At 67.3% G+C, this 23,217-nt stretch carries 13 protein-coding genes and 3 pseudogenes; 8 read left to right on the plus strand and 8 right to left on the minus strand.

Annotated elements, in window-relative coordinates; translation table 11 throughout:
• Nucleotides 1-22 precede the first annotated feature (22 nt).
• Nucleotides 23-4,549 (plus strand): Calx-beta domain-containing protein, encoded by a 4,527-nt coding sequence (locus ACTWP6_RS05495; RefSeq protein WP_443187065.1) that lies wholly within the window; start codon nucleotides 23-25, stop codon nucleotides 4,547-4,549.
• Here the strand turns inward: ACTWP6_RS05495 and ACTWP6_RS05500 are convergent.
• Together ACTWP6_RS05500 and ACTWP6_RS05505 are read right to left on the minus strand one after the other, a co-directional pair.
• Nucleotides 4,546-5,211, minus strand: a pseudogene (locus ACTWP6_RS05500) (response regulator). The gene ACTWP6_RS05495 and the pseudogene ACTWP6_RS05500 overlap by 4 nt on opposite strands.
• Nucleotides 5,204-6,815: pseudogene (locus ACTWP6_RS05505) on the minus strand (ATP-binding protein). The pseudogenes ACTWP6_RS05500 and ACTWP6_RS05505 overlap by 8 nt, the downstream one beginning before the upstream one ends.
• A 102-nt stretch (nucleotides 6,816-6,917) precedes the next feature.
• Between ACTWP6_RS05505 and ACTWP6_RS05510 the strand changes: the two are divergent.
• From ACTWP6_RS05510 to ACTWP6_RS05525, 4 genes and pseudogenes are all read left to right on the plus strand, one after another.
• On the plus strand, nucleotides 6,918-7,907 hold the full coding sequence (locus ACTWP6_RS05510) for a Bug family tripartite tricarboxylate transporter substrate binding protein (RefSeq protein WP_443187066.1): 990 nt from the start codon (nucleotides 6,918-6,920) through the stop codon (nucleotides 7,905-7,907).
• Nucleotides 7,904-8,425, plus strand: a complete 522-nt coding sequence (locus tag ACTWP6_RS05515; protein WP_443187067.1) for a tripartite tricarboxylate transporter TctB family protein — start codon at nucleotides 7,904-7,906, stop codon at nucleotides 8,423-8,425. Before ACTWP6_RS05510 ends, ACTWP6_RS05515 begins: the two co-directional genes overlap by 4 nt.
• Nucleotides 8,425-9,964 (plus strand): annotated as a pseudogene (locus tag ACTWP6_RS05520) (tripartite tricarboxylate transporter permease). The gene ACTWP6_RS05515 and the pseudogene ACTWP6_RS05520 overlap by 1 nt, the downstream one beginning before the upstream one ends.
• Nucleotides 9,961-10,356, plus strand: a complete 396-nt coding sequence (locus ACTWP6_RS05525) for a universal stress protein (protein WP_443187068.1) — start codon at nucleotides 9,961-9,963, stop codon at nucleotides 10,354-10,356. The pseudogene ACTWP6_RS05520 and the gene ACTWP6_RS05525 overlap by 4 nt, the downstream one beginning before the upstream one ends.
• A 6-nt stretch (nucleotides 10,357-10,362) precedes the next feature.
• On the opposite strand, the gene ACTWP6_RS05530 is transcribed toward ACTWP6_RS05525, so the two are convergent.
• Both ACTWP6_RS05530 and ACTWP6_RS05535 read right to left on the minus strand, forming a co-directional pair.
• Nucleotides 10,363-11,520, minus strand: a complete 1,158-nt coding sequence (locus ACTWP6_RS05530) for a hypothetical protein (protein ID WP_443187069.1) — start codon at nucleotides 11,518-11,520, stop codon at nucleotides 10,363-10,365.
• Nucleotides 11,513-12,460 (minus strand): metal-dependent hydrolase, encoded by a 948-nt coding sequence (locus ACTWP6_RS05535; protein WP_260753444.1) that lies wholly within the window; start codon nucleotides 12,458-12,460, stop codon nucleotides 11,513-11,515. The genes ACTWP6_RS05530 and ACTWP6_RS05535 overlap by 8 nt, the downstream gene beginning before the upstream one ends.
• A gap of 105 nt (nucleotides 12,461-12,565) precedes the next feature.
• Here ACTWP6_RS05535 and ACTWP6_RS05540 point away from each other — a divergent pair, with 105 nt between their 5' ends.
• Nucleotides 12,566-13,192 carry a TetR/AcrR family transcriptional regulator gene (locus ACTWP6_RS05540; protein ID WP_260753443.1) on the plus strand — a complete coding sequence of 209 codons (627 nt, stop codon included), beginning with the start codon at nucleotides 12,566-12,568 and terminating at the stop codon, nucleotides 13,190-13,192.
• A 4-nt stretch (nucleotides 13,193-13,196) separates the two neighbouring features.
• Here the strand turns inward: ACTWP6_RS05540 and ACTWP6_RS05545 are convergent, their stop codons facing one another.
• Genes ACTWP6_RS05545 through ACTWP6_RS05555 form a run of 3 tightly spaced genes read right to left on the minus strand, consistent with a single transcriptional unit; the run spans nucleotide 13,197 to nucleotide 16,335 of the window.
• Nucleotides 13,197-13,514: a Rieske (2Fe-2S) protein gene (locus ACTWP6_RS05545; RefSeq protein ID WP_260753441.1), complete on the minus strand. Its 318-nt coding sequence runs from the start codon at nucleotides 13,512-13,514 to the stop codon at nucleotides 13,197-13,199.
• Entirely contained in the window at nucleotides 13,511-15,979 is a 2,469-nt protein-coding gene (gene nirB, locus ACTWP6_RS05550; protein ID WP_443187070.1) for a nitrite reductase large subunit NirB, read from the minus strand. Before nirB ends, ACTWP6_RS05545 begins: the two co-directional genes overlap by 4 nt.
• A gap of 2 nt (nucleotides 15,980-15,981) precedes the next feature.
• Entirely contained in the window at nucleotides 15,982-16,335 is a 354-nt protein-coding gene (locus ACTWP6_RS05555; RefSeq protein ID WP_443187071.1) for a molybdopterin oxidoreductase, read from the minus strand.
• A gap of 209 nt (nucleotides 16,336-16,544) precedes the next feature.
• Between ACTWP6_RS05555 and ACTWP6_RS05560 the strand changes: the two genes are divergently transcribed.
• Nucleotides 16,545-17,987, plus strand: coding sequence for a nitrate/nitrite transporter (locus ACTWP6_RS05560; protein ID WP_443187072.1), 1,443 nt, complete (start codon nucleotides 16,545-16,547; stop codon nucleotides 17,985-17,987).
• A gap of 2 nt (nucleotides 17,988-17,989) precedes the next feature.
• Entirely contained in the window at nucleotides 17,990-21,922 is a 3,933-nt protein-coding gene (locus ACTWP6_RS05565) for a molybdopterin-dependent oxidoreductase (protein ID WP_443187073.1), read from the plus strand.
• Here ACTWP6_RS05565 and ACTWP6_RS05570 read toward each other — a convergent pair.
• Nucleotides 21,901-23,208 carry an acyltransferase family protein gene (locus ACTWP6_RS05570; RefSeq protein WP_443187074.1) on the minus strand — a complete coding sequence of 436 codons (1,308 nt, stop codon included), beginning with the start codon at nucleotides 23,206-23,208 and terminating at the stop codon, nucleotides 21,901-21,903. The two genes, ACTWP6_RS05565 and ACTWP6_RS05570, sit on opposite strands and share 22 nt — an antisense overlap.
• Nucleotides 23,209-23,217: the final 9 nt, after the last annotated feature.

The following is a 23,217-nucleotide window of genomic DNA, read 5'->3' on the forward strand; positions in this document are numbered from 1 at the left end:
CACGTCCTCCGGATTGACCACGATGCTGTCCAAGTTCCTCGGGCTGCTGGGCATCGGCCCGTCGGCGACCAACAGCGGCACCCCGCTGCCGACCTTCGAGTTCGTCACCGTGGTCCTCGGTGCCATCCGCCGCGAGATGGACCGACTGTTCGCCAACAACGGTCCGACGGCCGCGTTGGCCTGGTCCACGCAATCGCAGCCTGGTGTGGTCACCGGTTCCGTGACCGCGTCCGGCCCGGAGGGAGACCGGCTGGTCTACACCGTGGTGCAGGCACCCACCAGGGGCACCGTCACCGTCGACAGCTCGGGCAATTTCACCTACACCGTCAATCCCGTGCTCGCGGCCGCCGGGGGTACCGACAACTTCGTCATTCAGGTGCGTGACACCGGCTTTCACCTGATCTCGGTGAACCCCACCAGGGCTCGGGTCCCGGTGGCGATCACCGTCGACGGGACCGGCGTGCTCACCCGGACAACCTCCGAGCGCGGCACCAGCGCCGTGGCGGCCGCGGGTGGCGCCACGTCCGGCACGATCCACCACGTCACCACGTCCGGGCCCGACATCGTCGGATTCGATCCTGCCAGAGACAAATTGGATCTCGGGGAGGTGTCGGTGCACAACTTCATCGTCGTCGACACCCCCGAGGGGGTCGGCTTCCGCAACCCCTGGTCCGGCGAGACCGCCGTCGTCAAGGGGGTGTCGCTGGGCCAGCTCACCGTCGACAACTTCACACCGGTCATCAACGACCACCTCCGACAGGACCTTTCGGGCGCACTCGCCTGGGAGAACGGTGTCACCGCGCAACCCAACACCGTCTATGCACGATCGCATGAACTCGGACAGATCGACAGGGTGGCTTTCAATGCGGCCACCGACGTCGTCGACTTCCGCTACTTCGGCACCCGCGAACAGCTGTACATGTCCGACACCCCCGAAGGCGTCGTGATCTCCAATGCCGGCACCGGCCAGGCGCTGATTCTGCAAGGTGTCACGAAAAGCCAGCTCACCGCGAGCAATTTCATCTTCCACAACGCCCAAGTGCGCGGGGACCGGCTCAACCAGCAGCTGGGAATCGGCACGGTGCCCGACTCGCAAGTCCGGCCGCAGGGTGTTCCGATGGCGGGTACCGACAGCTGGCCCACCACCGCGGGCAACGGCCAGCCGCCCGCCGGCGAAACCGGGACCACCACAACGATTTCCTGGCAGTACGGAAGCCACACCACGCTCGACTTCGACCCGTCCGAGGACAAGCTCGACTTCGGCTGGTTCAAGGCCCACGAGTTCGACATCACCGAGGTCGCCGGCTCCACCCGCATCGCGATCACCGGAAACAACCAGTCCTACACCCTCACCGGTGTGGCCATCGGTGAGTTGCAGACGAGCAACATCATCGCGCTCGACAACGGCGCTCGGATCAAGTGGAGCAACCTCATCTACAATGCGGGGCAACCTGTTTCGTGGCCGAGCCTGTCGGTCAGCGACGGCAGCGTCTCCGAGGGCAACTCCGGGACGTCGACGATGAACTTCACCGTCACTCTGTCGAAAGCGTTTACCGAGACGGTCACGGTCAGCTACAGCACGAGCAACGGCACCGCCACCGCGGCCGGCGGCGACTACGCCCCGGCGGTCGGCACGCTGACGTTCGCGCCCGGAGAGACGATCAAGGCCGTCACCGTCACGGTCAATGGCGACACCCTCGTCGAGCTCGACGAACAATTCACGCTGACATTGTCCTCCCCGCGCAACGCGACCATCGCCGACGGCAGCGGTGTCGGCACGATCGGCAACGACGACGTCGACCAGGCGCCGGCCACACCGCCGACCGTGTCCATCGCCGACCTGTCCGTCACCGAAGGCAACGGCGAGCACAGCCATTTCATGTTCGTCGCGACCCTGAACAAGGCGTCGACGGAGACGGTTGCCGTCCGCTATGCCACCTCCAACGGCACCGCGATCGCCGGCCTCGATTACAGCGCGACCTCGGGCACCATCACCTTCGCGCCCGGGGTGACGTCGCAACTGGTGCACGTCGACGTGGTGGGGGACAGCGCCGTCGAGGGCAACGAGACCTTCTTCGTCACGCTGTCGAACCCGACTGCCGCCACCATCGGCGACGGTTCGGCGATCGGGACGATCCTCGACGACGACACCGTGACACCCGGCGCCGGCGGCGTCAACTCCGGTAACCCCGGCGACGCCCTCTGGGGTGAGGCGTATTTCGCGCCCTACGTCGACATGGGTGCGTGGCCGGTGCCGAATCTGCTGGCCATCGCCCGGAACTACGGAACGTCGCTGATCACCCTCGGTTTCCTGCAGGCGACGCCGGACGGCAAGCTGGCGTGGGCCGGGCTCTCGGCTCTCACCCCGGATTCCGACTTCGAGCAAGCGAAGGCGATCAACCAGTCGATTGCGGCGCTGCAGGCCGCCGGCGGCGATGTGATGATCTCCCTGGGTGGGGCGTCGGGAACCAGCCTGGCGCAGTGGTACGCCACCCGTGGGCTCAGCGCCCAGGCACTGGCGACCGCGTACGGCGGCATCGTCGACACCTACCGCCTCAACCGCATCGACTTCGACATCGAAGGCGCCGCGGTGGCCGATCAGGTGTCGATTGCGCTGAATGCCCAGGCGCTCAAACTGCTGCAACAGCGAAAGCCCGACCTCGAGATCTGGTACACCCTGCCGGTGCTGCCCACCGGGTTGACCGCCGACGGCCTCAACGTTGTGCACGCCGCGCTGAGCGCCGGTGTCAAGCTCGACGGCGTCAACGTGATGGCGATGGACTACGGTGAGTCGGCCGCGCCTACCAGCGGGCCGAACGCAAAGACCATGGGCGCCTACGCGATCCAGGCGGCAGAGTCGACCCACGCCCAGCTTTCGGCGCTCTACACCCAGCACGGGCAGAGCTTCGGCTGGAACCAGCTCGGCGTGACGCCGATGATCGGCGTCAACGACGTCCTGACCGAGGTGTTCACCGTCGCCGATGCGCAGGCGCTCGAAGACTTCGCCCGCGCAAAGAAGCTCGGAATGCTGTCGATGTGGTCGGTGAACCGCGACAAACCGGGCAACCTCGGCCAGGCCACCACCAACACCTCCGGGACCAACGCCCCCGAGGGCAGCTTCAGCAACGTGTTCAACGACTACGGCACGGTGAATCCGGTGTCCGGGCCGCCGCCGGCGATCTCCATCGCCGATCTCGCGGTGGCCGAAGGCAACGGAGATCACGCCCATTTCATGTTCGTCGTGACCTTGGACAGGGCGTCCACCCAGGCGGTCACGGTGCGCTACACCACCGCCAACGGCACCGCGACCGCCGGCGTGGACTACACCGCGGCCTCGGGTGTCATCGAGTTCGCCCCGGGTGTCACGTCGCGCACCGTGCACGTCGACATCGTGGGTGACACCGTTGCCGAATCGAACGAGACGTTCACCGTGACACTGTCGAGTCCCACCGGTGCGACCATCGCCGACGGGACCGCCACCGGCACCATCACCGACGACGACGGGGGTACCACCCCGACCCCGGGCAATTCCTCGGTGACGTACGTCGTCAACGACAACTGGGGCTCGGGCTTCGTCGCGTCCGTCAGCGTGACCGCCGGAACATCCGGGTTCAGCGGCTGGACGGTCGAATTCGATTCACCGGCGCAGATCAGCAACATCTGGAACGCCGAGATCGTCAGCCAGGTGGGCAATCACTACGTGGTGCGCAACGCCTCGTGGAACCCCAAGGTCGCCGCCGGACAGACCGTCGAGTTCGGCTTCCAGGCATCCCCGGGCGGCGCCACGGCGACGGCCACCAACTTCGTGGTCAACGGGTTGCCCGCCGGCGGTCAGGGCCCGGCTCCGGTGGTGTTGCCGAAGGTCTCGATCGCCGATGCCAGTGTCACCGAATCCAACAGCGGTACAAAGAACATGGTGTTTCTGGTGACTCTGGACAAGGCGTCGGGGTCGCCGGTGAGCATCGCCTATGCGACGTCGAACGGTTCCGCGACCGCCGGAAGCGACTTCACCGCGACATCAGGTGTATTGACGTTCGCCGCCGGTGCGGCCACCGCGCAGATCACGGTCCCGATCCTGGGCGACACGGTCGTCGAGCAGGACGAGACGTTCGCGCTGACCCTGTCGAACCCGAACGGGGTGACCATCGCCGACGGCTGGGCGGTCGGCACCGTCACCGACGACGACGTGGCCGCCACCCCGACGCCGGGCAACTCGACGGCGACTCTGGTGGTCAACGAAAACTGGGGTTCGGGCTTCACCTCAACCGTCACCGTGACGGCCGGGTCGGCCGGACTGGACGGCTGGACAGTGGAATTCGACACCCCGGCGCAGATCAACAACATTTGGAACGCCGAGATCGTCAGCAGGGTCGGCAATCACTACGTGGTGCGCAACGCCTCCTGGAACCCCAAGGTGGCGGCGAACCAGACCGTCAGCTTCGGCTTCCAGGCGTCCCCGGGTGGTGCCTCGGCGACGGCCACCAACTTCGTCGTCAACGGGCCTACTTCAACCGGGACCGGCACCAGCGTCGACCGGGTGATCGTCTAGCCGGCGATGCGGTACCGGCGCTCCGGCCGACCCACCCCGTACTGCAGTCGCAGTTCCAGCACTCCGGTGCCGAGTTAATGCTCCAGGTAACGGCGCGCGCTGACCCGCGAGATCCCCACCAGGTCGGCGCATTCAGCCGCCGACACCTCACCGGCGTCGCGCACGGCGGTCAGCACCATCTCGCCGGTCTCTGCGCCCAGACCCTTCGGGAGAGCCTTGGCCGCCGCGACAGCCGGACCGCCGAACAGCGCATCGATGAGCGTCTGGTCGGCCCCGCGCGCCGACTGCAGTGCGTCGGCGCGTGCGGCATAGGCCCGCAGCTTGGTCTCCAGTTGCGGGAACTCGAACGGTTTGATCAGGTAATCGGTCGCGCCGCCGTCGAGCGCGCCGCGCACGGTGTCGAGCTCCCGCGCCGCGGTGATCATGATGACGTCGACGCGATCTCCCTCGGAACGCAAGCGCTGCAGCACTTTCAGTCCCGTCATGTCCGGCAGGTACACGTCGAGCAGGATCAGCTGCGGACGCAGCTCCCGCGTCGCGGTCAACGCCTCTGCTCCGGTGCGGGCGACACCCACGGCACGGAACCCGTCCACCCGGTCCACGAAGCGGCGGTGAATCTCGGCCACCATGAAATCGTCATCGACGACCAGCACATCACGCATGGGGCGCCACCGCCTTCAGCCGTACCAGGAAGCGGGCCCCGCCTGCCGGGGCGTCGCCGACCTCGATGGTGCCGCCGTGCTGCGCGGCCACCAGCCGCACCAGTGCCAGGCCGATGCCCCGGCCGCCGGGGACCTCGGGTTTGGAGGTGACCCCGCGGGCAAAGATGGCTTCGCGAAGATGCTCGGGCACACCGGGTCCGGAGTCGAGCACCGAGACCACGAGCCCGTCGCGATCGTCGATGCACACGGTCACGGTGGCCTCCTGTGCGCCCACCGACACATCGACGGCGTTGTCGATCAGGTTGCCCAGCAACGTGATCACATCGGTCGCCAGCGCCGGGTCGAGCGCCTGCAGGTGCGAGTCCGGGTCCAGCCGCAACGACACCCCGCTCTCGGCGGCCAGCGATGTCTTGGCGATCAGCAGCGCCGCCACCGCCGGATCGGAGATCCGTTGCGTGACGGCGTCACTGATCTCGGCGCGCCGTCGCGTCAACGTGCCCACCAGGTCACGGACCGCGTCGTACTCGCCGAGTTGCACCAGACCGGAGATCGTGTGCAACTGGTTGGCGAACTCGTGGGTCTGAGCGCGCAGGGTGTCGGTGACGCTCTTGTGCGACGACAGCTGTCCCTGCAGTGCGGCGAGTTCGGTGCTGTCCCGCATGGTGATCACCGTCCCGATCCGCCGGCCCTGACTGGTCGCCGGCCGACGGCTCACCGCCAGCACCCGCGTCCTGGTCGCGATGACCGTGTCCTGCTCGGTGTCCGCGGAGACCAGGAAGGACACCACCGCCGGGTCGATCCCGACGGTGTCCACCCGTTGCCCGACCGCGTGTTCGGGTACGTCGAGCAGATCCCGAGCGCCGTCGTTGAGCAGCGTGATCTCGCCGTCGTTGTTCACCGCGATGACGCCCTCCCGGATGCAGCAGCGCCTCGCGGTGGTCGGCCAGGTTGGCGATCTCGGCCACCTCCAGCCCGCGCGTGTGCCGCTTGATCCGCCGCGACAGCAGCCAGGACGCCACCAACCCCAGCGCCGCGCCCAGCCCGAGGTAGACCAGCAGGCGCTCGCCGGCGCCGCTGAGCAGTGCCCATGTCGACGGATACCGTTGGCTCACCGACGCGATGGCCAGCACGTCGCCGTCGGTGGACAGCACAGGCACCTGGCCGATGAGACTGTGCGTGCCGTCGACGTCGGCATCGCCGAACCAGGCTCGCCCCTCGTCGGCGCGGCTGGGGCCCAGATCGACCCGCGCGCCGATCCGCGACGGATCCGAGGATGCCCGCACGGTGCTGTCGGGTCCGAGGATCTCGGCGAGCGTGGCGCCGGACAGCGCGACCGCCCGGTCCACCTCCGGGGCCAGCGTGCGGGCGGCGAACGGGTCGTCCGGGTGTTGTTCGCTGCGCTCCCGCACGATCGGCGTCGACGCCATGTTCTCGGCGACGGCGATCATCCGTTGCCCGCGCACATCACGGAATTCGCGCTCGGACTGCGCCACCGACACCGCGGCGACGGCGACGAGCACCACGGCCACCACCATCAGCTGGAACACCAGGAACTGCCCGGCGAGGCTACGTCCCCGCACCAGGCCGGCGACCGCTGACGGCATGTTCTTAATGACCACTACTTCCTTTGCGTTCATATCGGTGACGTGGGTCACGTCCGGGGTTCCAGTATTGCTGAGCACCACAACCAAGCGATGGGGGACGACATGTTCGCATCCAGCCGGCGCGGCGCGATCGTCGGCGTGGCCGTCGCCGTGATCACCGCGCTGCTGCTGTCCGGCTGCGGGGTCACCCGCGGCGAGCAGACCAGTCTGCACCGTCTGCGAATGATGGTGCCCAACAGTCCGGGCGGCGGCTATGACCTCACCGCCCGCACCGCGGTCAAGATCATGGAGGACGAGGAGATCACGGGCCGCGTCGAGGTGTTCAACGTCATCGGCGCCGGCGGCACGGTGGCCATGGCCCGATTGATGAACGAACGCGGCAACGGCGACCTGATGATGATGATGGGCCTGGGCGTCGTCGGGGCCACGTTCACCAATGGTTCGGCGGCGCGGGCGTCGGACGCGACGGCGCTGGCCAAGATGGTCGAGGAACAGGAGGGGATCCTGGTCCCGGCCGATTCGCCGTTCCGGACGGTGCAGGACTTCGTCTCCGCGTGGAAGGCCGACCCCGCGAAGGTGACCGTCGGCGGTGGGTCCAGCCCGGGCGGTCCCGACCACCTGTTCCCCATGGAGACCGCCAGGGCGGTCGGGGTGGACCCGACGAAGGTCAACTTCGTGTCCTACGACGGCGGCGGTGATCTGCTCACCGCATTGCTGGGCAACAAGATCGCTGCGGGCACCTCGGGGCTCGGGGAGTACGTCGACCAGATCGAGTCCGGCCAGGTGCGGGTGCTCGCCGTTTCCGGCGACGAGCGTGTCGAGGGTGTCGACGCGCCCACGCTGACCGAGGCCGGCATCGACCTCACGTTCACGAACTGGCGCGGAGTGATTGCCCCGCCGGGGATTTCAGACGAGGACCGGGCCGCGATGGTCAGAATCCTCGAGGAGTTGCACGCCACGGATGCGTGGAAGGAGGCGCTGGTGACGAACGGGTGGAGTGATGCGTTCATGACCGGGGAGCCGTTCGAGGCATTTCTGAGAGAACAGGACCAACGTGTCGAGACGACCCTGACAGACCTGGGGCTGGTATGAGCACCGAAATCGAAACCGAGACCGCGGCGTCGCGCCGCCCCGACTACGCCCAATATGTCGTCTGCGCGGTGATGGTCGCGGTCGGCGCGTTCCTGATCTACGACGCGCTGTCCATCCCCGGCGGTTACGCCGAGGTCGATCCTGTTGGCCCACGCCTGTTTCCGATCGTCATCGGCGTCGGTCTGCTGGTGATGGCGGTCGTGCTCGCGATCGCCATCCCGCGCGGGTTGACAGGCGAGGCCGAAGCGGGGGAGGACATCGACCCCGACATGCCCAGCGACTGGCGCACCGTCGGCCTGCTCGTCGGCCTGTTCGTCATGCTGATCGTGCTCGTTGAGCCGCTGGGTTGGGCGATCGCCGGTGCACTCTTCTTCGCCGGTTGCGCGACCGTGCTCGGGAGCAGGCACTACGTGCGCAACGTCGTCATCGGCGCCGTGTTGGCCGTCGGCAGCTTCTACGCGTTCTACTCCGGGCTCGGCATCCCGCTGCCCGCAGGCATTCTGGATGGGATTCTGTAATGGAGAATTTCGACTGGCTCATGCAGGGGTTCGCCGAAGCCGCCACCCCGATGAACCTGCTGTACGCCGTGATCGGCGTCCTGCTGGGCACCGCTGTGGGCGTGCTGCCCGGCATCGGGCCGGCGATGACGGTCGCGCTCCTGTTGCCGATCACGTACAACGTCAGCCCCAGCTCGGCGTTCATCATGTTCGCCGGCATCTTCTACGGCGGGATGTACGGCGGGTCGACGACGTCGATCCTGTTGAACACCCCGGGCGAATCGTCGTCGGTCATCACCGCGATCGAGGGCAACAAGATGGCCAAAGTCGGCCGGGCCGCGCAGGCGCTCGCCACGGCGGCGATCGGATCCTTCGTGGCCGGCGCCATCGGCACCGCGCTGCTCGCGGCATTCGCGCCGGTGATCTCGCGGTTCGCGGTCACCCTCGGCGCGCCGTCCTACCTGGCCATCATGCTGTTCGCCCTCGTCGCGGTCACCGCGGTCCTCGGCTCGTCGAAGATGCGCGGCCTGATCTCGCTGCTGCTCGGTCTGGGCATCGGCATCGTCGGCATCGACTCGCTGGGGCCAGCCCCGTGCCACCTTCGGAATCCCGCTTCTGAGCGACGGCATCGACATCGTCGTCATCGCCGTCGCCGTCTTCGCCGTCGGCGAAGCGCTCTGGGTTGCAGCACATCTACGGCGCCGGCCCGCCGACGTCATTCCGGTCGGCCGCCCGTGGATGAGCAAGCAGGACTGGGGCCGGTCGTGGAAGCCGTGGTTGCGCGGCACCGCGTTCGGGTTCCCGTTCGGTGCGCTGCCCGCCGGCGGCGCCGAACTGCCGACGTTCCTCAGCTACATCACCGAGAAGAAGTTGTCCAAGCACCCCGAGGAGTTCGGCAAGGGTGCCATCGAGGGGGTGGCGGGACCGGAGGCGGCGAACAATGCCTCGGCCGCAGGGACTCTGGTGCCGATGCTGTCTCTGGGTCTGCCGACCAACGCCACCGCCGCGGTGATCCTGACCGCGTTCGTCTCGTACGGCATCCAGCCGGGTCCCACGCTGTTCGACAAGGAACCACTGCTGATCTGGACGTTGATCGCGAGCCTGTTCATCGGCAACTTCCTGCTGCTCGTGCTCAACCTGCCGCTGGCGCCCCTGTGGGCCAAGCTGCTCCGCACGCCGCGGCCATACCTGTATGCAGGCATCCTGTTCTTCGCCACACTGGGCGCGTTCGCAGTGAATCTGCAACCACTGGATCTGGCCCTGTTACTGATCTTCGGATTGATGGGCCTGATGATGCGCCGCTTCGGACTGCCGGTGTTGCCGTTGATCATCGGTGTCATCCTCGGTCCGCGCATCGAGCGTCAGCTGCGCCAGAGTCTGCAGCTCGGCGGCGGCGATTGGGGCAGCCTGTTCACCGAGCCCGTCGCGATCATCACCTACGTGCTGATGATCCTGCTACTCGCCGCTCCCCTGGTGCTGCGGCTCATGCATCGCAGCGAGGAGACGCTGCTGGTGGTCGAAGACGACAGGGATCAGAGGGAGAAGGCGGCCCAGCAATGACGGTCATCGTGGGATACACAGCCGACCCGTTCGGTCACGCGGCACTGGAACACGGCATCGCCGAGGCCAGGCTTCGTGACACCAGCGTGGTCGTCATCAACGCCACCTCGGGGGAGTCCTACGTCGACGCGCGATTCGCCGGCCGATCCGAGGTGCAGGACGTCCAAACCCGGCTCGCCGAGTGCGGAGTGCGTTACGAGCTGCGCCAGCCGGTCGGGGTGGACGCGGCCGAGGAGTTGCTGACCGCGGTGGAACGTGACGACGCACAGCTGCTGGTAGTAGGCATCCGTAACCGCAACCCGGTCGGGAAGCTGCTGCTCGGCAGCGTCGCGCAGAAGGTGATCCTCGAGTGCCCGAAGCCGGTGCTGGCGGTCAAGCCCGACGAGGTGTGATCACGGTCAGGACCCGGCGCTGTTCGCCGGCACAGTCGTCGACTGGTTCACCGACGTGCCGCGCCGAGTCGCACTCCACGCCGCCGCAAGGCTCAGCCCGGCGATCACGAAGCACAGCACCGTGTACCAGAGGCTCCCGGTCGGGTCGCCGGCTGCGGTAACCCCGGCACCGGCCGACAGGTAGGCAGGCAGCGCTGCAGCCCACAGCGCGGCCATCACCACCAGATATGCTGCGGCGTAACCGAACATCAGGTGAGGAGCATCCGCGCGCACCGCTGCAGTGTCGCCGCGCCGGCGCCACTGAACCAACAGCACCGGGATCGCGACGACGCTGATGACGACCAGTTCCAGGGCGTAGACCACCCCGCCCACGGTGGTGCTGCCCGAGATCGCGGCCGCCAGCGTGGCGGGCAGCGGCAGGATCACGGTGCCGACGGAGGCGAGGATGCCGACCACGATCGTGCGCAGGACGATCTGTGAGGGCCGCAACCGCCGCCCCTGGTCCACATGGCGGCCGACGAAGAACTGCACGCACAGCGCCAGCGACATCGGCCACAGCGTCGCGAACACCACCACACTCGGCAGCGGCACCGCTTCGAAGAACGGCTGGTTCAACGGATGCTCCAATGTCCATTCCCACCAGCGCAACTGGGGACCGAGGTGGTCGAAGATCTCGTAGAACGCGTGGTGGACGAAGCCGACGCAGACAGCGCCGACGAGCGTCCCGTAGCGGCGAAACACTCCGAGCGTCCGCACGATCTCGAACGCCACCGTCGCCATCATCGGATAGATCGCGATGATGTAGAGCGGTAGCCGCCCCCAGAGGAACTCAACGGTGAACACGTTGTGCGCGAACATGGTGTCGACGTGCTCGGCGATGCCGAACGCGCCGGGAAAGTACAGCGGTGGCTCGATGATGAGCAGATAGGCGATCGCGCCGAACCACAGCACCAGGTTGGTCGGGTCGTTGTGCCTGCGCAGTCGCGCAATCGCGTACAGCAGCGCCAGCACCGCGCCGACGACGATCGTCACCTCGAGCACCGGCAGTGTCCAGTTTTCCAGCGCGAACGGATTGCGGAGTTCGACGAGCCCGCCCGCCGTGTCGCACGAGAACCCCAGCCGGGCCGCCAGATCGGCGAAGGTGGGGGTGCACAGGTCAGACATCGGCGGCCTCCTTGACGGTCTCGCGCTCGGTGGCCGTGTACCACTGGGTCACGTCGTAGCCGGCGTCGTAGCGGTCGAACCACTCCTGGGCGAGCTCGGGCAACTTCTCGTGGGCCGGATCGTGGCCGGGGATCTGACTGCGGATGACACCGTTGAGCGCGACGAGTTGCTCACGCAGCGGCAGATGGCTGAACGCGTTCGCGAACGGGCCGTCATAGGGTGCGTCGATGAACGGAAGACGTTGCAGCAGCGCTTTCTTGCGGCGGTGGAGACGGAACGTCGACATTGCGTCGACCGTGCGCTCCGCCAGCGGCACGTGCTGGTTGAACTCTTCGGAGACCAGCCGGATGATCCCCATCACGTGCTTGAAGATCGACGGCGCCACCCGCATCCGGTACCACGGATCGTCGACGACCGCGTCGTAGATGATCAGCGCCGAGCTGCGGTGTTCCACCTCCTCGACGAAGTGCCACAGGAACAGCGACGCGACCCGGTCGTCGCCGGGTGCGAACAGCGTGTCGTCGTGGTCGAGCATGAGCTTGAAGACCGGGGTGAAGGTCGCCTCAAGGTCGGCGGTGTAGGCCAGCCGGTACTTTAGCGGCGTGTTCGCCGTCAGGTCGTCGTAGGCGTCGATCACCTTGTCGAGGGTGCCTTTCAACCCCGGATAGGCCTTGATCAATCCTTTGACGTGTTGGCGGTGGGCCATCGAGTGCTGGCCCTCCTGGCGCACGAACGCGTCGGCTTCCTCGGCGACGGCCGGATCGCCGATGAGCGGCATCGCCTCCGGGATCATGGCGCCGATCATCTTCTCGAATCCGACCGCCAGGAACGACACGGCGTTGGCCATCGACGAGAACGCCGGGTTGGCCTCATTCCACAGAAACGGGACGTGATGGTTGGCGAAGGCGAAGCGCAGCTTGCGCACGATCAGGTCGGTCATCCCGGTCCTCGGCAATTCTGGAGTAATCATACATTTGTCAGGCTGTTTGTATGATTACTGCATTGCCGGTCCGGCGTCAACGCCTGTGCTAGCGTCGGTGCCACGATGGCACGCAAACGCCGAGGTTGGGGCGGTGATCCGCCCGCCAGCGACTCCGAAGCCGCGCAGCGCATCGTCGCCGCAGCCGTCGACCTGATCGCCGAGACCGGCGCCGCCATCACCATCGCCGAGGTCGCCGAGTCGCTCGGGGTGATCCGGCAGACGGTGTACCGGTACTTCCCGACCGCCGACGAGCTCATGCGCGCGGCTGCGATCGCCTCCGTCGACGGGTTCCTCGATCAGCTCACCGCACACGTGCGCGGAATACACGATCCCGCGGACGCGATGACCGAAGGCGTCATGTTCACCCTCGACGCCGTGGTCACAATCCCGCACCTGGCGATCCTGCTGTCGGCGCCGAGCTCGGCCGCGCGGCCCAGCGAGGTCGCCTCGGATCTTGCGCGGGATTTCGGCATGCGCATGATCACCCGGTTCGACGTCGACTGGGCGCGTTACGGTTACGACGACGCGGCGTTGAGTGACCTGGTCGAGTTCACCCTGCGGATCATGTTGTCGTTCTTCGTCGCGCCCAACCACGCGCAGCGTCCGACCGACGAGCTACGCCGCTTCCTCAAACGCTGGCTCGGGGGCGCGATCCTGGCTCAGCCGCCGTCGGGTGGCCGACCTGCGTAACTCGTCAGCGAAGGGTCAGCTGGATCATGCCGTCCACGGCCTCGACCGGATAGCTGCGCACGGACAAGTCGGTGCCGGAAACCTCGGCACCCGAAGCCATGTCGAAGGTGTGGCCGTGCAGAGGGCACACCACCACGCAGTCATCGGTCAAGCCGTCGGCCAGTGGCCCGCCCCGGTGCGGGCACACCGCGTCGACGGCACGCAAGGATCCGTCCCGCAGGTGGAAGACTGCGATCTGGGTCCCGTCGATGGAGTACGTGCGGCCTTCGCCGACCGGGATCTCGTCGACGCGACCGATGGCGCTGCCGGCCCCGACGCTCATCGCACCGGAACCTGGGGGAGCGGCAGTAACGGCAGCGATGACCGGAACTGACCGGCCGACACCGGCTCCCGGCCGTCCTGCCACGGATCACGGTAGGCGTCCACCGACTTCTGCATCCGCGCGTCGAGCCCCTCGGCCAGACCCTCGGCATCGTCGACGACCACCGCGCGGATGTGATCGATACCCACCCGGGGCACCCACTTGTAGGTGCGCTCAAGCCAGTTCGCGCTTTCGCGGTAGTACTGAAGGAACCGGCCGGTCAGCGTGATCACCGTCTGCGGGTCGTCGACGGTCGCGAGCAGGTCGCCCTTGCGGATGTGCGCCCCTGCCGCGCCGCCGACGTAGATCTCCCAGCGCCCACCGTCGACAGCCACGACACCGAGGTCCTTGCACAACGCCTCGGCGCAGTTGCGCGGACATCCCGTAACAGCGAGCTTCATCTTCGCCGGACTCGCCAGCCCTTTGTACCGTTCCTCGATCGCGATGCCCAATGCCGTCGAGTCACCGACCCCGTATCGACAGAAGTCGCTGCCCACACAGGTTTTCACGGTCCGGAAGCTCTTGCCGTACGCATACCCCGACGGCATGTCGAGGTCCGCCCAGACCGCCGGCAGGTCCTCCTTGCGTACGCCCAGCAGGTCGATGCGCTGGCCGCCGGTGCACTTGATCATCGGGATTTCGTATTTCTCGGCGACATCGGCGATCCTTCGCAGTTGCGCGGCGCTGGTCACCCCACCCTTCATCTGCGGCACCACCGAAAACGTGCCGTCGCGCTGGATGTTGGCGTGCACACGGTCGTTGATGTAGCGGGCGTCGCGTTCGTCGACGAACTCGTCGGCCCACATCATCTCCAGCAGCGACGCCAGCGCCATCTTCGATCCCGCGTCCTCCTTGCCGTCCGGCGCGAGTGCGGCGAACACCGAAGACACCGAATGCAATCCGAGCTCCCGGATGTGTCGCATCAGTGTCGGCTTGTCGTACGGGATGCCGGGCACGTACCACGACGCCGACGGATCCTCGGTGACCGCACCGCCGGCGGCCCACTCCACGACCTGGCCGACCAGCTCCTTGCACGAGCCGCAACCCTTGCCCGCCTTGGTCTTGGCCATCACGCCACTCACCGACGTCTCGCCGCCGCGAACGCAGGACACCAACGCGCCCTTGGACACGCCGTTGCAGTTGCACACCTGCGCGTCGTCGGCCAGTTCGGCCACCCCGACACCCACCTCCGGCGTGCCGATGTCGAACATCAACGACACCCGTTCATCGGGCAGCGGCAGCCCGCTGTCGAACGCCTGCGTCAGGAACGACACCTTCGACACGTCGCCGACGAGGGTGGCGCCCACCAGCTTGCCGTCACGGATCACGACGGTCTTGTAGACGCCGTGCCGGGGTTCGGCGTACTGCACGAACTCGTCGTCCGGGCGTTCCGGTGCCTTCACGCCCATCGACGCGACGTCGACACCGGCTACCTTGAGTTTCGTCGCCACCCGTGACCCGTGATAGGCCGAGGCGGGGTTGGCCCCGGTGAGATGGTCGGCCAGCACCTTGGCCTGCTCCCACAGCGGCGCGACGAGCCCGTACACCTGGCCGCGGTGCTGGGCGCACTCGCCGACGACGTAGACGTCGTCGTCGTCGATCGAGCGCATGTGGTCATCGGTGACGATGGCGCGCTCGACGGTCAGCCCGGCCCGCTGTGCCAGCCCGACATTGGGGCGGATGCCGGCCGCGATCACCAACATGTCGCAGTCCAGCCGCGTGCCGTCAGAGAACAGGACACCCCGCAGCCTGCCGTCCTCACCGATGCTCACCTCGGTGGTGCGCTTGTCCGTGTGCACCCCGATTCCGAGATCCTCCACCGACTTTCGCAGGATCGCGCCGGCCGGGTCGTCGAGCTGGGCGTTCATCAAGGTGGGTCCGGCGTGCACCACGTCGACGGTCAGCCCGCGCTTCTGCAACCCGCGCGCGGCTTCCAGGCCCAGCAGCCCGCCGCCGATCACCACGGCTTTGGTGCGGTTGGCGGCCTCGGAGATCATGGCCGCGGTGTCGTCGAGAGTGCGGAAGCCGAACACCCCGTCGGCCAGCGTCTTGTTGTCGGCCCACAGCCCGGCCATCGGCGGGAAGAAGGAACGGCTGCCTGTGGCCAGGATCAACTTGTCGTAGTGCAGGGTGGTGCCGTCGTCGGCGTGCACCACATGGGCGAACGTGTCCAGGCGCACCACGCGCACACCGGCACGCAGGTCGATGCCGTGGTCGGTGTACCAGTACAGCGCGTTGAGATAGATCTCCGCGGGATCGTCCATTCCGGCAAGCACATTCGACAACAGGATGCGGTTGTAGTTGCCGTAGGGTTCGTCACCGAACACGGTGATTGCGAACGTGTCGCCGCCGCCGCGTGCCAGCACTTCCTCCAGGGCGCGGACGCCGGCCATGCCGTTGCCGACGACCACCAGACGCTGCGCCACCGCTACACCTCCACCAGGCCCAGGTCCACGATGACCGTGCCTTTCAGCCCCTCTGGCGCGGCGACGTACAGCTCCAGCACGGTGTCGGCGAGCAGGTCCTCCACGACGCGCAGCGCGACATGAGTGGCGCCCTTGGCCGCGATCGGGAAGTAGCGCATCGGGACTCCGTCGCGAAACAACACGACGGTGACCATCTGCTTGGTCGAGTTTCCGCCGCGGAAGTAGACCGGCTGCGTCGTGGACCCGGCCGGGACCTCGTAGCGCAGCGCGTCGTCGAGCGGTACCGGCTTGTCGTAGCCGTTGCCGTCGAAGCCGAATGCGCCTTGCAGGAATCGTGGCGCGCTTCCGTCGGTCATCTCTGCTCCTCGCACGAGCGCTCGTCGGTCATGTCTTGAAAGTTAAGAGCGCCGTGTTTCGGGATCATTTCTCCCACGGGTCACCTGTGAATCCCTGCGATCACAACCCGAACCCCTCACCGTGAGTGCTGCCGCGGTGTGAGGGCGAGTTTTCACCCCGGTCATCGAGGTGCAACGGATGCGGAATGACCTGGCCTTTCACTGGGTCCATGGCGAAACGAACGCGCGACATCGAGCGCCCGCGCCGGAGGCGCGACATCCAGCACTGGGATCCTGAGGACATCGAGGCCTGGGAGTCCGGTGGCAAGGCGATCGCGAAACGGAACCTGATCTGGTCGATCGTGGCGGAGCACGTCGGCTTCTCGGTGTGGTCGATCTGGTCGGTGATGGTGCTGTTCATGCCGCAGGACGTGTACGGGATCGACGCGGCGGGCAAGTTCTACCTCGTCGCCGTGCCCACCCTGGTCGGGGCATTCATGCGGATTCCGTACACCATCGCGCCCGCGAAGTTCGGCGGCAGGAACTGGACCATCGCCAGTGCGCTGCTGCTGCTGATCCCGACCCTGCTGACGCTGTACTACATGAAGAACCCGGCGTCCTACACCACCTACATGGTGATCGCCGCGTTCGCAGGACTCGGCGGCGGTAACTTCGCGTCCTCGATGACCAACATCAACGCGTTCTATCCGCAGCGGCTCAAGGGCTGGGCGCTGGGACTCAACGCGGGCGGAGGGAACATCGGTGTTCCCGTCATCCAGCTGATCGGCCTGCTCGTCATCGCCACCATCGGCAACACCCGGCCCGAAATCGTCTGTGCGATTTACCTTGTCGCGATCAGCGTCGCCGCGGTGGGCGCGGCGGTGTACATGGACAACCTGCGCAACCAGAAATCCAACCTCGGCGCGCTCGTCGAGGCCATGCGGTTCAAGCATTCGTGGGTCATGAGCTTCCTCTACATCGGCACCTTCGGTTCGTTCATCGGGTTCTCGTTCGCGTTCGGGCAGGTGTTGCAGATCAATTACCTGGCCTCCGGTGACACCGCCGCGCAGGCTTCTCTGCACGCCGCGCAGATCGCGTTCCTCGGTCCGCTGCTCGGCTCCATCTCACGCCCGTTCGGCGGCAGGCTGGCAGACCGGGTGGGCGGCGGGAAGATCACGCTGTACGTGTTCGTCGCAATGATCTTCTCCGCGGGCGTCCTCGTGACCACCGGGATGATGGACGACGCCGCGCCCGGCGCCCCGACGGGCGCGCAGATGATCGGCTACGTCGCCGGATTCATCCTGCTGTTCGTGTTGTCGGGTCTCGGCAACGGCTCCACCTACAAGATGATCCCGTCGATCTTCGAGGCCAAGGCCCAGGGCCGCGACGACTTGAGCCGTGATGAGAAAGCCGCCTGGTCGCGCGCGATGTCGGGCGCGCTGATCGGGTTCGCCGGTGCGGTGGGCGCGCTGGGAGGTGTGTTCATCAACGTCGTGCTGCGCGCGTCCTACGTCAGCGACGCGAAGTCGGCCACCAACGCGTTCTGGGTGTTCCTCGCCTTCTACGTGGTGTGCGCGTTCGTGACGTGGTTCGTGTTCCTGAGGCTGCAGGAGCACCGTACCCACAGCGGTGAGCACATCGGCCGCGACTCCGCTCCGGTACCCGTCGGCTAGGCATGATTCGAACCGCCTGTTCCTATTGCGGGGTGGGGTGCGGCATCTCGGTGCAGACCCGCGCCGACCCCGCTACGGGCGTCCCGGTGATCGCCCGGGTGTCTGGCGACAAGCTGCATCCCACCAACTTCGGCCGGCTGTGCACCAAGGGCGCCACGCACGCCGAGCTGATGGCCGCCACCGACGGGCGGTTGACGACGGCCCTGCTGCGGCCGTCGCGCGACGCCGACCCCGTCGCCGTCGACGTCGAGGACGCGCTGGCTGAGGCCGGGGCGCGGCTGCGCGCCATCGTCGACAAGCACGGCCCCGACGCCGTCGCACTGTACGTGTCGGGGCAGATGTCGATGGAAGCACAATATTTGGCGACCAAACTGGCCAAGGGTTTTCTGCGCACCGTGCACCTGGAGTCCAACTCCCGGCTGTGCATGGCCAGCGCGGGCACCGGCTTCAAACAGTCGCTCGGGGCGGACGGCCCGCCCGGCTCGTACACCGACTTCGACTGCACCGACTTGTTTTTCGTCATCGGATCCAACATGGCCGACTGCCATCCGATCCTGTACCTGCGGATGGCCGACCGGCTCAAGGCGGGCGCCAAACTGATCGTCGTCGACCCGCGCCGGACCTCCACCGCCGACAACGCCGACCTGTTCCTGCAGATCCGGCCCGGTACCGACCTGGCGCTGCTCAACGGCATCTTGCTCCTGCTTGTGGAAAAGGGAGCCATCGACGACGACTTCATCGCCGAGCACACGCAGGGCTGGGAGGCAATGCCGGCCTTCCTGGCCGACTACCCGCCGGCCCGGGTCGCCGCCATCACCGGCCTGGCCGAGGCCGACATCCACGCCGCCGCGGATATGATCGCCGCAGCGGGAAACTGGGTGTCCTGCTGGACGATGGGCCTGAACCAGAGCACCCACGGCACCTGGAACACCAACACGATCTGCAATCTGCACCTGGCCACCGGCGCCATCTGCCGCCCCGGCAGCGGCCCGATGTCGCTGACCGGACAGCCCAACGCGATGGGCGGTCGCGAAATGGGCTACATGGGACCTGGATTGCCGGGTCAGCGGGCGGTGCTGTCGGCCGACGACCGTGCCTTCGTCGAAGAGCAGTGGAATCTGCCGCCGGGCACCATCCGGGCCGACGTCGGGCCGGGGACTGTCGAGATGTTCCGCCGCATCGGCGCCGGGGACATCAAGGCGGTGTGGGTCATCTGTACCAATCCCGTTGCGAGCGTGTCCAATCGGGATAACGTGATCGCGGGTCTGAAGTCCGCTGAACTGGTCATCGTCTCGGACGTCTACGCCGACACCGCGACCAACCGCTACGCCGACATCGTGCTGCCCGCCGCGCTGTGGGCCGAGGCCGACGCGGTGATGGTGAACTCCGACCGAAACCTCACGCTGCTGGCGCAGTCGATCCCGCCGGCCGGTGACGCCCGCCCGGACTGGGAACTGATCTGCGGGGTGGCCCAACAACTGGGGTTCGGTGACGCGTTCGACTACAAATCCAGCGAGCAGATCTTCGACGAGATCCGCCGATTCCACAATCCCCGGACGGGATACGACCTGCGCGGCATCACCTATGAGCGGCTGCGGGACACCCCGGTGCAATGGCCGTGCGCCTCGGTCGAGGTGTCCGACCGCAACCCGATCCGCTACCTCAACGACGGCATCTCGCAAGACCTGTTCGTCGCAGCCGACGGCCACCGTCCCCGGCTGGCGTTCCCGACGCCGTCGCGGCGCGCGGTGTTCCATCCACGGCCCCACATGGACCCCGCCGAACTCCCCGACGACGACTATCCGATGGTCCTCAACACCGGCCGGTTGCAGCATCAGTGGCACACCATGACCAAGACCGGCAAAGTGGCCAAACTGAACAAACTCAACCCCTCGCCGTTCGTCGAGGTCCACCCGGACGACGCCGCCGCGCTGTCGATCTCCGACGGCGGGGACGTCGAGCTGGTGAGCAGGCGTGGCCGGGCGGTGTTGCCGGCGCTGGTCACCGACCGGGTGCGGCCCGGCAACACCTGGGTGCCGTTCCACTGGAACGACGAACACGGCGAGAACCTGACGATCAACGCGCTGACCAACGACGCCGTCGATCCGGACTCCCTGCAGCCCGAGTTCAAGGTGTGCGCAGTGCGGCTGGTCGCGGTTCCCTCCGGTGCACCCGAACTCACCGATGACGAAAAAATCTACCTCTCCGGCTTTTTCGCCGGCATCGAGGAGGGTCTGCCCGGCGTGCCGGTGCTGCCCGCCAAGGCTCCGCTGGGACCGCGGGTCCGGCTGTGGGTCGACGGCGTGCTGGCCGGTCGGTACTCCCGGATGGACACCACCGCCGAGAGCGCGCCGACAGATGCACCCCTGGTGCTGTGGGCGTCGCAGACCGGCAACGCCGAGGAGTTCGCCGGCCGGGTGGGTGAGCGACTGCAGGGCGCCACACTACGCGCCATGGACGACGTGGATCCGGCCGAACTGCCCGAGGCCGGCGAGGTCGTCATCATCACGAGCACGTTCGGCGACGGGGGACCACCCGACAACGGCGCCGCCTTCTGGGAACGTCTCGCCTCCCCTGAGGCTCCGTCACTGGAGGGCGTGCGGTATACGGTGCTGGGCATCGGCGACCGCTCCTACGACAACTTCTGCGGGCACGCCAAATCCCTCGACACGCGATTGGCCGACCTGGGCGCCATCCGGATGCTCGAGCGCGCCGAATGCGAGGCCTACGACGATGAGCCACTGACCGAGTGGACCGACACGGTCGCCGGGCTCGTCGGGGCCTCTGGCCTGGCTTCTGAAAAGCCTGCAACCTCAAGGTTGTTCACCAGGGCGAAGCCGATCCGGGCTCCGCTGTGCCGCAACTCGCTGCTGACCTCCGTCGGCTCGGCCAAAGAGGTGCGCCAGTTCGGCTTCGACATCAGTGAGCACGATGTCACCTACTCGGTCGGCGACTCGTTGGGCGTACACGTGGTGAATACCGACTTTGTGGTCGAAACATGGCTTACTGCAACCGGTTTCACCGGTGAGGAAGCGGTCGTCGTCGACGGTGCCGAGCTGGCGCTGCGTGACGCGGTCACATCACACTACGACGTCTGCAAGGTGACGTCGGATTTGGTGCGGTTCGTCGCCGAACACTGTCCGGACGCCGCGACCGCCAAGCGGCTGCGAAACGACCGCGGGGAACTCGACAAGTGGCTGGTGAACCGCAACGGCCTCGACCTGGTCGGCGAATTCACCGTCCGCGCCGACCCGCAGCTGTGGCAGGAGGTGCTGGTGCGCCTGACCCCGCGTCAGTACTCGATCTCGTCGAGCCCGTTGGTAAGTCCGCACGAGGTGCAGCTGACCGTGTCGGTGGTGCGGTACCGAGGGACCGACGGAGGTCCGCGTGGGGGCGTCGCTTCGACCTATCTGGCCGACCTGCCGGACGGCACGCCCGTGCCGGTGTTCCTGCAACGTTCCCCGCACTTCCGTCCGCCGCAGGACCCACACACTCCGATGATCATGGTCGGCCCCGGCACCGGCATCGCGCCGTTCCGAGGCTTCCTGCAGGAGCGGCGTGCCCTCGGCCACCGCGGACCCAACTGGCTGTTCTTCGGCGACCAGCATCGCGCGCAGAACTTCTACTACCGCCAAGACCTGGAGGACATGGCTGACGACGGCTTCCTCACCAGGCTGGAGCTGGCTTTCTCGCGGGACCAGGCCAAACGGGTCTACGTACAGCACAAGATGCTCGACCAGGGCGCCGAGCTGTGGCGCTGGCTCGACGACGGCGCACACTTCTACGTCTGCGGCGACGCCACGAGGATGGCGAGGGACGTCGACGACGCGCTGACCGAGATCATCCGCACCCACGGCCGCATGAAAGGTGAGGCTGCCCGCGAGTACAAACGCGAGATGGTCGCCGAGAAGCGTTACGTAAGGGACGTGTACTGAGAGACGCGGGGACGCGCCGCGACGCACAGGGTGCCGGCGACGAACAACGCCATCGCGACCACCGGCAGCCCACCGCCGGGCGCGAACCCGTCGGCCGACAGCAGCGCCAGCGCCAGCGCGCACGACGCGGTGCCGGCGTAGAGCAGCGCTTCGCCGACCCGCGGGGGCAGCGGGACCGCGATGGTGGGCACCGGCGCCGCGAAGATCCGCCGCTGCCAGAACATCAGGCACAGCAGCGCCGCGGTCACCACCGCCAGCACCAGCTCCCACTCCAGCCGGGCCAGCCACCAGGCACCGGAGCCCATCGGCGGCTGCGGCAGCAGTCCCGTCGGGTAGCCGACCAGCGTCACCACGATCACCGGCAGCATGTGCCACAGGTACAGCGCCATCACGTTGTCGTTGGCGATCCCGATGATGCGTGGCCACGCACCGCGGGTCAGCACCCGGTTCATCACCGGCACCAGGGCCAGCAGCAGTCCGATCTGCACGGTCGCCAGCGCCAGCAGCGCCACCGACGGCGGCGCGGAATTCTCCACCCGTACGCCCGGCACGCCGATCATCGCGATCGGATACGGACCCCAGGTGACCAGCAGTGGAAGCGCGGCCGCGGCCACTGCCGCCATCGCGACCAGTACCCTGCGCCGCAGAAGTGCGCCGTGCCAAGCGATTCCGAGCTGGTAGATCGCCGCCCAGCAGAAGAAGTAGTTCAGCGTCCGGATCTGTGGGTGGTCGGTGCTGATCCCGATCACGTCGACGATCACCACGCCCGCGGCCAGGACGGCCGGGGCCGCGAGGCCGAAGCGGCGGTGCGCGGCGACCGCGACCGGGGTCAAGGCCACCACCATCAGGTACACCGCCAGGAACCACAGATGCATGGCCACCGCCCAGCCGCCGAGCGCGAGCACGGACCCGTCGATGCCCGCGGCCAGCAGCGCCGCCATCACCACGACGACGAAGCCGGCGTAGATCGCGGTGGGCCCGAGCGTGCGCGCGACTCGGCGGCGCACCCATTCCTGGCGTGACGTCATCCCGGTGTCCCGGCGCGCCCATGACACCGCGCTCGCGTAGCCGGCGACCGCGAAAAACACCGGCACCACCTGGAAGCCCCACGTGAGCCACTGTGTCCACGGCATCAGGACCAGCGGGTTGTCCCGGCCGAACTCGCCGTCGCGGTAGGTCATCACCGACAGCAGCCAGTGCCCGATGACGACGATCATGACCGCTGCGGATCGGTAGAGGTCGAGCGCGAGCTCGCGCGCCGGTGCCTGGGCTCGGGTGGTGTCCATCGCAGCCCA

This window comes from Mycobacterium sp. 4D054 (assembly GCF_052245755.1).
GTDB lineage: Bacteria > Actinomycetota > Actinomycetes > Mycobacteriales > Mycobacteriaceae > Mycobacterium.

What these genes read in the sequence shown, in the direction of transcription:
- ACTWP6_RS05570 (WP_443187074.1), bottom strand. Translation starts at nt 23,208, where the DNA reads ATGGACACCACCCGAGCCCAGGCACCGGCGCGCGAGCTCGCGCTCGAC.
- ACTWP6_RS05515 (WP_443187067.1), top strand. Translation starts at nt 7,904, where the DNA reads ATGAGCACCGAAATCGAAACCGAGACCGCGGCGTCGCGCCGCCCCGAC.
- ACTWP6_RS05510 (WP_443187066.1), top strand. Translation starts at nt 6,918, where the DNA reads ATGTTCGCATCCAGCCGGCGCGGCGCGATCGTCGGCGTGGCCGTCGCC.
- ACTWP6_RS05525 (WP_443187068.1), top strand. Translation starts at nt 9,961, where the DNA reads ATGACGGTCATCGTGGGATACACAGCCGACCCGTTCGGTCACGCGGCA.
- ACTWP6_RS05535 (WP_260753444.1), bottom strand. Translation starts at nt 12,460, where the DNA reads ATGACCGACCTGATCGTGCGCAAGCTGCGCTTCGCCTTCGCCAACCAT.
- ACTWP6_RS05560 (WP_443187072.1), top strand. Translation starts at nt 16,545, where the DNA reads ATGGCGAAACGAACGCGCGACATCGAGCGCCCGCGCCGGAGGCGCGAC.
- ACTWP6_RS05555 (WP_443187071.1), bottom strand. Translation starts at nt 16,335, where the DNA reads ATGACCGACGGAAGCGCGCCACGATTCCTGCAAGGCGCATTCGGCTTC.
- ACTWP6_RS05565 (WP_443187073.1), top strand. Translation starts at nt 17,990, where the DNA reads ATGATTCGAACCGCCTGTTCCTATTGCGGGGTGGGGTGCGGCATCTCG.
- ACTWP6_RS05495 (WP_443187065.1), top strand. Translation starts at nt 23, where the DNA reads ATGCTGTCCAAGTTCCTCGGGCTGCTGGGCATCGGCCCGTCGGCGACC.
- ACTWP6_RS05540 (WP_260753443.1), top strand. Translation starts at nt 12,566, where the DNA reads ATGGCACGCAAACGCCGAGGTTGGGGCGGTGATCCGCCCGCCAGCGAC.
- ACTWP6_RS05530 (WP_443187069.1), bottom strand. Translation starts at nt 11,520, where the DNA reads ATGTCTGACCTGTGCACCCCCACCTTCGCCGATCTGGCGGCCCGGCTG.
- ACTWP6_RS05545 (WP_260753441.1), bottom strand. Translation starts at nt 13,514, where the DNA reads ATGAGCGTCGGGGCCGGCAGCGCCATCGGTCGCGTCGACGAGATCCCG.